Annotated in this window: 11 protein-coding genes; 5 read left to right on the top strand and 6 right to left on the bottom strand. The window is 62.7% G+C overall.

All coding sequences use genetic code 11. The features are described 5' to 3' along the window. From BP858_RS10690 to BP858_RS10675, 4 genes are all read right to left on the bottom strand, one after another. On the bottom strand, positions 1–1,151 hold a 1,151-nt coding region (locus BP858_RS10690; RefSeq protein WP_286879475.1), incomplete at its 3' end, for an NAD(P)/FAD-dependent oxidoreductase. An 8-nt stretch (positions 1,152–1,159) separates the two neighbouring features. Continuing rightward, positions 1,160–2,128: a hypothetical protein gene (locus BP858_RS10685; RefSeq protein WP_286879474.1), complete on the bottom strand. Its 969-nt coding sequence runs from the start codon at positions 2,126–2,128 to the stop codon at positions 1,160–1,162. A gap of 127 nt (positions 2,129–2,255) precedes the next feature. Then, positions 2,256–2,579 carry a hypothetical protein gene (locus tag BP858_RS10680; RefSeq protein WP_074175013.1) on the bottom strand — a complete coding sequence of 108 codons (324 nt, stop codon included), beginning with the start codon at positions 2,577–2,579 and terminating at the stop codon, positions 2,256–2,258. Then, on the bottom strand, positions 2,580–3,071 hold the full coding sequence (locus tag BP858_RS10675; protein ID WP_286879473.1) for a winged helix-turn-helix transcriptional regulator: 492 nt from the start codon (positions 3,069–3,071) through the stop codon (positions 2,580–2,582). A gap of 99 nt (positions 3,072–3,170) precedes the next feature. Between BP858_RS10675 and BP858_RS10670 the strand changes: the two genes are divergently transcribed. Together BP858_RS10670 and BP858_RS10665 are read left to right on the top strand one after the other, a co-directional pair. After that, on the top strand, positions 3,171–3,758 hold the full coding sequence (locus tag BP858_RS10670) for a hypothetical protein (RefSeq protein WP_074175012.1): 588 nt from the start codon (positions 3,171–3,173) through the stop codon (positions 3,756–3,758). Between the two features lie 197 nt (positions 3,759–3,955). Beyond that, complete coding sequence (locus BP858_RS10665) at positions 3,956–4,702, top strand: DUF128 domain-containing protein (protein WP_286879472.1); 747 nt, start codon at positions 3,956–3,958, stop codon at positions 4,700–4,702. On the opposite strand, the gene BP858_RS10660 is transcribed toward BP858_RS10665, so the two are convergent. After that, the gene (locus BP858_RS10660) at positions 4,696–5,499 is read right to left on the bottom strand and encodes a TrmB family transcriptional regulator (protein WP_286879471.1); all 804 of its coding nucleotides are present in this window, start codon (positions 5,497–5,499) and stop codon (positions 4,696–4,698) included. The genes BP858_RS10665 and BP858_RS10660 overlap by 7 nt on opposite strands. A gap of 63 nt (positions 5,500–5,562) precedes the next feature. Here BP858_RS10660 and BP858_RS10655 point away from each other — a divergent pair, with 63 nt between their 5' ends. Both BP858_RS10655 and BP858_RS10650 read left to right on the top strand, forming a co-directional pair. Beyond that, the gene (locus tag BP858_RS10655; RefSeq protein WP_074175010.1) at positions 5,563–6,846 is read left to right on the top strand and encodes a COG1361 S-layer family protein; all 1,284 of its coding nucleotides are present in this window, start codon (positions 5,563–5,565) and stop codon (positions 6,844–6,846) included. Next, entirely contained in the window at positions 6,846–7,568 is a 723-nt protein-coding gene (locus BP858_RS10650; RefSeq protein WP_286879470.1) for a glucose-6-phosphate isomerase family protein, read from the top strand. The genes BP858_RS10655 and BP858_RS10650 overlap by 1 nt, the downstream gene beginning before the upstream one ends. Positions 7,569–7,667: 99 nt before the next feature. On the opposite strand, the gene BP858_RS10645 is transcribed toward BP858_RS10650, so the two are convergent. Beyond that, entirely contained in the window at positions 7,668–8,558 is an 891-nt protein-coding gene (locus BP858_RS10645; protein WP_062261771.1) for a TIGR00269 family protein, read from the bottom strand. A gap of 49 nt (positions 8,559–8,607) precedes the next feature. On the opposite strand from BP858_RS10645, the gene BP858_RS10640 reads away from it, so the two are divergent. Then, positions 8,608–9,465, top strand: coding sequence for a serine/threonine-protein kinase RIO2 (locus BP858_RS10640; protein WP_214166953.1), 858 nt, complete (start codon positions 8,608–8,610; stop codon positions 9,463–9,465). Positions 9,466–9,556 lie beyond the last annotated feature (91 nt).

Genomic DNA, 9,556 nt, shown 5'->3' with positions numbered 1-9,556 from the left:
CCGACGAGCCGGCCGGTCTCGGGGTCGACCCTGACCTGGGCAAGTCCCGCCCAGCCTCCCGCGACGTCCCAGAACGAGCCCGGGCCCGCAGGGGCGGGAGCCGAGAGGGTGACGGCGCCGTCGTCGGCCCCGGTCGTGGCGACGGCGTAGTCGTAGCGGAGGCTCATCGCCTGTGGGATGCCCGTATAGTCCATGACGGTGCCGCGGCCGAGGATGTTCTCGGCGGCGACCACGCCCTCCCGGCGGGCCGCGGGCGTGAGGTAGGGCGGGCCGATAACGTCGCCTGCTGCATAGACACTCTCTACGCTCGTGCGCATATGCTCGTCCACCATGACCGCGCCGTCAGGCCTCTTGCGGAACCCCTGCAACGGCTCAGAATGAGGGATGAGTCCGGTGGCGAGGAGAACGGCATCTGCCTCGATCTCTTCGCCGCCCGCGAGCAGGACCGAGCGGACACGGGCGCCGCCGTCGATGCCCAGAACAGCGGTCTCTTCGCGGATGCCGACCCCGGCGAGGTCGCGCATCGCAGCGGAGCGCACCTTCGGATCGAGGTCGCGGAGCAGCCCGTGCCGAGCGACGATCTCAACTTCTGACCCGAAGGCCCGGAATATGTGGGCAAACTCAGCCGCCACCACACCGCCGCCGACGATGACCATGCGCTGCGGGAGGTCTTCCAGCGCGGGAAGTGTCTGGTAGGTGTAGACGCCGCGAAGATCGGCGCCTGGGATATCAGGGATTGCCGCCCGCGACCCAGTGGCAGCGAGGACCGCGTCTGCCCGCACCTCCTCGTCATCGATATAGACCCGATCTCCCTCCAGCCTGCCTTCGGCGCCATAGACGACCTCGACCCCGGCCCGGCGGGTCTCGGCGTCGAGGACCGTGGAGAGTTTCTCCTGGACCTCGCGCATCTTCCGCCTGACCGCCGGGTAAGAGACAGCCGGGACCGAGTCGAGGATCCCGAGGTCCTTCTGGGTCCGGGCGTACTCGAGGAGCCGAGCGACGTCATTTAGGGCGCAGACCGTCATGCACCGGTCGTGCAGACACTGCCCGCCGATCTTGCGCTTCTCGATGAGCCGGACCTCCGCTCCGGCCCCTGCAAGGCGCATCGCCCCGATCCTTCCCGCGGGTCCGCCGCCGATGACGATGATCATGGTCTCACCTACAGCAGTTCGACACCCTCGTCCATCGGCACTGAGAGGATCTCGCCGGTGAACCCATTGACCTCGACGATCCTGCTCCCGCCGCGCACCTGCCAGACCGGCACGTAGATGATCTCGAGGTCGACCTGGATGTTGTTCCGGTCGGGTTTGAGGGTTTTTTCCTCGTAGAAGATGGCATCCCCCTTCTCGTAGCGGAACCGCACCCGCTGGGTGAGCCGGTCGACGACCTCCCGCACGATCTGCTCCTCGACGTCGTCCCGTACGAGCCGGGCCGGCACGATCTCGGAGCCGAACGGGACCGCCCCCCGCTCGACGGTGCCGGGGTCAAGTTCCATCTTGATGCCGTTAATGGCGTTGATGGCTCCGGCCCCTTCGGCATCGAAGGAGACCAGCCGGTCCTTCACCTCACGCTCGCCGGTGCTCATGTAGCGGTAACTCCAGTACGGGATGAACCGGCACTTTGCCGACCCGTGCAGCCCGGCGATGCCGCAGGCGCGTTTTTCGCTGATCTGGAGGGGGAGGTGGGGCAACTCCGGCCCCATCTCCTGTTCTTCCTCCTCCGCCGCCGCAGAGGCGGCCTCAACCGGTTCATCCCGGAGGAGGTGCACCGGCTGGCCCAGGTCCAGGATCAGGGTCTGCCCGAGCACCTCCGCAAGCGCGGCCCTGCCCGCGTAGAGGACAAACTCATCCGCGCCCCACCGGATACAGTCCTCTGTCTGCACCGTCGGATCGAGCGTGAAGAGCAGTTTCCTGCAGACCATCTCGTCGCCGCTGGCGTGCAGGCGGTAGTTCATCGAATCAAATTTCCTGATTATCTCCGGGTCGTCAGAGCAGAGCACCAGCAGGGCGGTTCCATCTCTGATCGCGGAGAAAACCTGCGGGTCGTCGACCTCCTCCACGTTATAGGAGGCCGCTTCGAGTATCCGCTTCAGCACGTTCCGGGCTTTTTCCCGATTCCCACTCTCCATTCATCGTACATTATCACAGGGGAGTAGAACAATTTTTCCCTCGGAGGGCGGGCGGTTGAGGGACTATTTCCCGGGAGTCCGGCGGGAGTGAGATGGGGCCGCGCACCGGCGGGGGTCCCGGGGCGGATCAGGGGTCGGAACCGGCCTCCGGGCCTGCCATCCGTTCCTTGAACTGCTCGACGTGCCGGTTCATCCAGGCGGCGAGGGCTACGAACTCAGCGGGCGTCATCCTGATATCGATGATGAGGTCTCTTACAATACTCCCTACCCGCATCTCACCGGAGTTTTCGTCTATCTCCGGGTCGATCCGGTCGGCATAGAAGATGATGTGCGCGTCGCTGCTGTCAATGCCGCCGTACGCGCCCGTGGCATAGACCGACCGGAACCTCTCCCCCTTCCCCAGAAGATACTTCGGCCCGGGAACCTGCTCACCATCCCCATGCAGCGGCATTCAGCACCTCTTCATGTCCGGGCGCGGCACTGAGTCGTAGTGATCGTAGCGCCCCCCCGTCCCGGCGGCGGGCTCTGCCACCGCTCCGCGTGCAGTTCCGGCCAGATCGACCCTGCTTGGTTCCGGATCCCGGGTAGGCCGACGGGGAGGCAGTGCGACGTCGTAGAGTGCTGCGAAGAGCCGTGACCCTGCAGGCGTCAGCGCGTAATAGATCTTCCGGCGGTCGCCGACATCGCCCGTCCGGACCTGCCGTGCGACCAGACCCCCGCCTACCAGGGCCTTCAGGGCGGTGGTCATGGTGTTTGGGTTTGCGCCGAACTCTTCCTTCAGTTCGGTGAAATACTTCTCGCCCTCTGTCGCCAGCGCAATGTACACCGCCCACCTCAGGTCGTCGGAGAGAGCGCTGACCGCCTCGCGGACCTCAAGGGGGACCATGCCGAGGTAACGGTCGGCAACCCCCTGATTGATGCCTCTCACTCTCATCCACCTCATTTCAGTTATGTATTACTAACCCATATGAATATTATCGTGAGTCGAGTTAAGAATAACTAACCAGGTATCTTTAACGCCCTGGCCACAAGATCCAGAAATATGCACCCTCCCCCGCCGCTGTCCCCTCACGAGGTTGCGTACCGGCTTGCCCGGATTGCGGCAGTTAAGGAGCAGACCCCGATAGCGATCTACGGCTCGTTTTCCCGGGAGAGAAAGCAGGATCTTCTTCTGTTGCGGGACTACCTCCGGGACCCGCCCCTCGGATATAATGCCCGTATATCAGAGGATCTCGATACTGCCCCGCCCGGGAAACGCTCGCCGGTCCGGGACCGGGAGGCGAGCGAACTGCTGATTCGTGAAAGCGACATCCACATATTTGTGATGCCGCGCAGGCGGAGAGACGAGCCTGATACGCTGCTCCAGTCAGTCTCGATGGAACTGGAGCGTCTCAACACGCTCATCGAGTGTGGCGTCAAGCGTGACCAGCAAGTTGCAGTGTTTTTCGAACGAGGGCTTATGGAGACTGCCGGGTGGGGTTTTGGGTCGGTATGCAGGGGGCTCCTCGAGCGGCAGGATGAAGTCTGGACGATTGGCGAGTTTCGGAAGACCCAGGACATATTCCCGGACGCAAGGTCGTTCTGCTGGCAGGCCGTGAGTGTCAGGAACAGTGCCTTGCTCTCCCGTTAAGAAGACTCATCAAGGCTCTCCCGGTTCAGGCCGTTCCATGCGCTTCCATGAGACGCTCATGACGCTCTGCCCCATGCTGCACGGGTGAAAACGACCTCCTGACTACAGGTGATTGCAGGATAGACCCGACCGGTCTTTCCACCCGGAATCTCACCCCAAAAGCAACCCTTTTCCCCTATCGCACGAGAGATCTGATAATGAATGTCCCCCTGAAATTTACCAACCACCGTATCGAGGAGTACGCACTCAGGGTGACCTACCGGCCGGAAGAGAACGCCGGGACAATCATCTACAACCTCTCGCTCATCGAGAGCCGCGACCTCGAGTTCGCGCTCTCTGTCATGAAAGAGGCCCACCGGGCCGGGATCACCGTCAGCGACCGGATCCTGGTCGCCGGCCCGGGTGAGCAGGTCGACGGCTACACCGTGCCGGACGGCCGGCACGCCATCTGCTCCGTATGCAGCATCACCCTCGACGCCCTCCTCCTCAGGCGCGGCATCCCGGTGAACCCGATCGGCGGCGGGGTTGTTGAGATCGAGGAACGGGTTCCCCGGCGGTTCACGAGCATGATCCTCTACCGCGACACCACGCTCGACCCGCTCGAGGTCCTGATATCCCAGGAGGCCACGTCGATCCTCGATGTCATGCACCACGGGAACGGCAGCATCCTCGCAAACATCAGGGAGTGCCACATGGAGGCCGAACCGCTCGCAGGAGCGATCCTCGACGAACTCTCGGCCATCGGGTTCTCAGGCATCCTGGATGTCGGCCCCCCGAACGTCCCCCTGCTCGGGGTCCCGGTGAGCCCGCAGTACGTGGGCGTGGCCATGGTCGGGGGCACGAACCCGATGGCGGCCGTCAGGGAAGCGGGACGCCCGGTCGTGACCCGGGCGCTCAAGGGGTTGATCGATATCAGGGAGATGGGCTACCTGGAGGATTACTGACCTGTGACCTGACCGGTGGTCCCCACCCACTCAGTGACGCTGGTGAGGTAACGCCTGACGAACTGGACAAGCCCGGCCGACTCAGAGTAGAGCGCCGACGGCTGCTCGCCGGCCGACCCCATCCAGACCAGCGCCCTGGCGTCGTCTACCAGGAAGACACCGGAACTCTCGTACCGCAGGCCTTTTCCCGGCGGCGCGTGCGTCTCGTAGAGCACGCCGAGCGGGTGGACGCGGACCCTGAACCCGGAAGGCTGCTCGCCTTTCCAGCTGTCGGTGACGATATCGACCTGCACTGAGTCAGGGACAGGTTCGAGCAGCGAGAGCACGTTCCCTTGAAGAAGGTTCCAGGCCACCAGCATCTCCACGCTCTGCTCCGCGCTCCGGAACATATCAGCGAGGCGGGTCTTGATGTTCTCCTCGCCGTAGATGGTCCATATGAGTTCCTGGTTGCCCCGGCCTTCCGCATCCTTCTCCTGGTAAAACGCATCGAGGGCCACCAGGGCGTTCTCCGCATCTATCTCGATCCGGCGCATCAGGTTCTCGATGCCCCTGGCGGGAGGGATCGCATCAAATCGTTTCGGTGTCGTGTGGGAGACGCTGACCAGCTCTTTCTGGGCGAGACGGTCAAGGACCGGGTAGACTGATGCGCGCGGCACGCCCGATATCTCGTGGATCTCGGTCGCGGTCGCGCCCGCCACCCTGAGCAGTCCGATGTACACGAGGGCTTCGTACTTCGTAAGTCCCAGCGATTTCAGAGATTCGAGGAGGTCGTTAGGTATATCCCGGGGTGCCTTCATCCATCATGTATATATACTGTTCAGCAATAAATGTTGTTGTTAAAAAAACAACAAGGTGATCAGATGCGTTGGCAGCACGTACCGATACTAATCCTCCTGCTGGCACTCCTGGCTGTGCCCGGAGCGGCAGCAGGGGCCAAGTACCTCTATGGAAACCCTGAACTTTCAGCAACGATCGCCGGCACCAACGAATTCGCACCTGGTGCCGACACCAGCCTGACCGTCATCATATCAAACAGCGGCCTGAATACTCATAAGATCGTCGGCTCTGATATCGTCAACCGGGACGACCTGCCGAACACCGCGAAACTGGCTACAGTGGCGCTCAAGAGCGAGAAGACCCCGTTCACCGTCAAGACGGACCCCCAGTTCGTAAGCGACATCGCAGGAGGCACCTCCAGGACCGCCACGTTCAACGTGAAGGTGGCCGATTCCGCAGAACCCGGAACCTACACCCTGCCGCTTGAGGTGACCTACACCTACCTGCGGGAGGCGGAAGAATACGGGTCCGACACCCTCCGCTACTACTACCAGAAGAAGACCGAGACCCTGCCGCTGACTGTGCGGGTCACGCCCGACCTCCGCGTCGAGGTCGTGGATGTGCGGTCCGAGTCGCTGAACGTCGGCACTGAAGGCTACGTCTACATGACCCTGAAGAACATCGGGCACGACACGGCAAACAAGGCCATTGTCAAGGTTGTCAGAAACGGCGCAAGCCCGCTTATCCCCACCGACGGCAGCGCCTACATCGGGACGTTTGAGCCCGGAGAGACGGTGGATGTGAAGTTCAAGGTCTCCGTCTCCGACAACGCCGAGCCCCAGTCATACCCGCTGGATGTCGTGGTCACCTACGAGGATTACGAGGAGAAGTCAGCGACCTCCAAGATTGTGACCATCGGCCTCCCTGTCGGCGGGAAGATCGACTTCGATGTCGTTTCTTCGCCGGCAACGCTCTACCCAGGCGGAAAGAGCATCCTTGAGGTTGTCTACAAAAATACCGGAGCTGCAAAGGTCTACAACGCCCAGGCCCGGATCAGCGCCGTCGATCCCTTCACCAGCAACGATGATACCGCCTACCTCGGCGACCTTGCCCCCGGTGAGACCGCTACTGCGAGGTTTGAGGTGAGCATCGATGCCGACGGCACCTTAAAGGAGTACGGGATCGACTCTGAGATCCGCTACCGCGACGACCTCGACAACAGCAAGATCTCAGATACCATGAAGGTGAGAGTGGCTCTTGAGAAGAAACCGGGCGCTCTGTTCACCAATCCGATCTTCCTCACCATTGTTGCAGTCATCATCATCGGGGCCGGGTATTATATATTCGTGCACCGCAAGAAGAGTTGATGGACAGTTACTGGGACGGGCCTAAACCGGAGGCACAGGCGAGGACAATCGAGGAGATGCGGGATGTCCTCGCGGATCCAGGATGCACCTCCGATCAGCCCCTCTATTTTATGTACCGGGACCTGGCCAGGAGCGATGACGACCGGCGGTGGCTCCACGATCACCATGTCAGGTACGACATAACTGTTATTCCTTCCCGGACCCTCTGCGGGGAGTACGTCAAGACGAAGGGGCACTACCATACCGTCAACCCGGCGGGGGTGCCCTATCCCGAGATCTACGAGGTGCTCTCGGGGACCGGGCACTACCTGCTCCAGACCGAAGACGCCAGCGACGTGGTGATGATCGTGGGCTCTGTGGGCGACAAGATCCTGATCCCGCCCGGGTACGGCCATGTGACGATCAATCCGGCCAGAGAGGACCTTGTGATGGCAAACCTCGTCTCGACAGAGTTCTCCAGCAACTACGCCCCCTATGCAGAGATGCGAGGTGCCGCCTACTATGAGATAGAGGGCGGGGCACTGGTGAAGAATCCCCGGTGCCCCGACGCCCCGCCGGTGCGCTACTGTGACCCGGTGGAGGTCCCGGAACTCGGCATCGAGAAAGAGGTCGGGCTCTACGACCTGATCGGGCGCCCCCGGGCGGTCGCGTTCCTCAACCACCCCGAACAGTTCATGGAGATCTTCGCCGACGTGACCGGCGGCTGCCTGCTGATGCGGTAGGAGCCGGGGCATCTACTCTTTTTTACATACAGCGGTTGCCTCACGCGTTGACCACAGGACTGCTACGCCCTCCTCTGCTGCCTTCGCACACGCCCCCGGTCAGAGCCCCCGGACCTCATCGAGGACCTGGCAGACCCGGCATACCTTCCCGCACGGCTCCCCGCACCGCTCGCAGATCCGGAGCCCCTCCTCCTGCAGCCTCTCGGGGTTCCGGAGGGTCTCCCCCAGGTTGACCAGGGAGTACTTCGTCGCCGGGTGGCGGTAGGTGTAGTCGTCGAGGATTCCCCGGACGTCCCTCCGCAGGGCGCCGACCGCGTAAGGGCAGCCCGTAAGGTCGAACCCCTCGACGTGGAGGAAGGCGTAGAGCGCAACCTCACGCTCCGGTATGTACATAAACGGCTTGATCCGGGGGACCAGTCCCGCCACCTCCCGCGCCGGACGGGTGAGCCGGTAGGGGTCGCCCCGGAGGACGTTCATCAGCACCGACTGGGCCTCGTCGTCCAGGTTGAACCCATAGGCAAACTTCGTGACCCCCTCTTCCCGGGCAACCCGGTTCATCAGCGCCCGCCTGAGCACCCCGCAGTAGGAGCAGGAGAGTCCCGTCCCCTTCCGACCTACGATCTCATCGAGCGTGACCCCATACTCCTCCCGGAACGATGCCGTCACCCAGGGAACACCGATACGGTCGGCGATCGCCCGGGCCTGGTCCGGGTCGCGGTAACCGCCGATCCCCTCGTCCACGGTTATCGCCATCAGCCTGACGTCCCGGCGTTCGTGGAGGAGCCGGTGGAGGAAGAAGAGGACGGCGCTTGAGTCCTTGCCCCCTGAGAGCGCCACCGCCACCACATCGCCGGACTCGATCCAGCGGTGCTCCCTGATCGCCCGCTTCGCCTTCGCCTCAAAATCGCGGTTAAAGTGCTGCTCGCAGAGGTGCAGCCCCGAGTATCGCTGGAAGATGACCGCATCGCGGCGGCACTTGCTGCACTGCATGGCATCTCGATCATTCTTTTATCACCGTGGCACATAAATGGTGTAGAAGATGCCTGTTCCTGCAGAATATGTGCGATCCTTGCACGCCTACGAACTCCGGATCCTGCTCGCCCTCGAACGCCTCATGCGCCGCTACCAGTGGGTGCCGCTCGAGGTGCTCAGGCCGGCCACAGGGTTCTCCGAGTCCGAGCTCTCCTACCGGCTGGGCAGGCTGATGGCCATGGATATGGTCAGGTACGAGAAAGTCCCCTACGAGGGCTACGCCCTCGTCTTCAACGGCTACGACACCCTGGCCCTCCATACCCTCACCCGCCGGGGCACCATCCAGGCGCTCGGGATCCTGATCGGCGTCGGGAAAGAGTCGGAGGTCTGTGAGGCGATGGGGCTTGGGCCGGTGGCCCTGAAGTTCCACCGTGTCGGGCAGCGGTCGTTCCAGTCGGCCCGCCTGAAGCGCGGCTACATGCCCGAGGCCACGCACTGTCCCTGGATATTTGCTTCCAGTATATCGGCGAAGATGGAGTACGACGCCTTAAAGACGCTCCACCCCACCGTCTCGGTGCCGCTCCCGATCGACCTGAACCGGCACGTCCTCGTGATGTCGTTCATCCCGGGGGTTGACCTTGTCAGGGCGACCCTTGAGGAGCCGGAGGCAGTCCTCGACGACATCCTCGAAAATATCCGTGAGGCCTACCGGCTCGGTATCGTTCACGGCGATTTGAGCGAGTTCAACGTCATGGTTGACGAGGGGCAGTGCTGGCTGATCGACTGGCCCCAGTGGGTGGAGACCAGCCACCCGAACGCCGGCGACCTCCTCGCACGGGACATCGAGAACATCCTCCAGTACTTCAAGCGGAAATACGGCATCGAATACGCCTTCGACGAAGCACTGGCAAGGGTGGTGGAGTGAAAGTCTTCGGGATCGATATCATCAAAGGCTCGGTCCGTTCCCGTACCCGCCGGCCCGTCTACGCCCTCTGCAGGATAGAGGACGGCGAGAT

Source organism: Methanoculleus sp. UBA413, assembly GCF_002502935.1.
In the GTDB taxonomy this organism is placed as follows: Archaea; Halobacteriota; Methanomicrobia; order Methanomicrobiales; family Methanoculleaceae; genus Methanoculleus; species Methanoculleus bourgensis.
Note: the sequence above shows the minus strand (reverse complement) of the source record. Positions and strands in the feature narration are given on the sequence as shown.

Bases quoted from the DNA above. Each gene is read 5' to 3' on its own strand.
- BP858_RS10685 (WP_286879474.1), bottom strand. From the start codon at position 2,128: ATGGAGAGTGGGAATCGGGAAAAAGCCCGGAACGTGCTGAAGCGGATA.
- BP858_RS10680 (WP_074175013.1), bottom strand. From the start codon at position 2,579: ATGCCGCTGCATGGGGATGGTGAGCAGGTTCCCGGGCCGAAGTATCTT.
- BP858_RS10675 (WP_286879473.1), bottom strand. From the start codon at position 3,071: ATGAGGTGGATGAGAGTGAGAGGCATCAATCAGGGGGTTGCCGACCGT.
- BP858_RS10670 (WP_074175012.1), top strand. From the start codon at position 3,171: ATGCACCCTCCCCCGCCGCTGTCCCCTCACGAGGTTGCGTACCGGCTT.
- BP858_RS10665 (WP_286879472.1), top strand. From the start codon at position 3,956: ATGAATGTCCCCCTGAAATTTACCAACCACCGTATCGAGGAGTACGCA.
- BP858_RS10660 (WP_286879471.1), bottom strand. From the start codon at position 5,499: ATGAAGGCACCCCGGGATATACCTAACGACCTCCTCGAATCTCTGAAA.
- BP858_RS10655 (WP_074175010.1), top strand. From the start codon at position 5,563: ATGCGTTGGCAGCACGTACCGATACTAATCCTCCTGCTGGCACTCCTG.
- BP858_RS10650 (WP_286879470.1), top strand. From the start codon at position 6,846: ATGGACAGTTACTGGGACGGGCCTAAACCGGAGGCACAGGCGAGGACA.
- BP858_RS10645 (WP_062261771.1), bottom strand. From the start codon at position 8,558: ATGCAGTGCAGCAAGTGCCGCCGCGATGCGGTCATCTTCCAGCGATAC.
- BP858_RS10640 (WP_214166953.1), top strand. From the start codon at position 8,608: ATGCCTGTTCCTGCAGAATATGTGCGATCCTTGCACGCCTACGAACTC.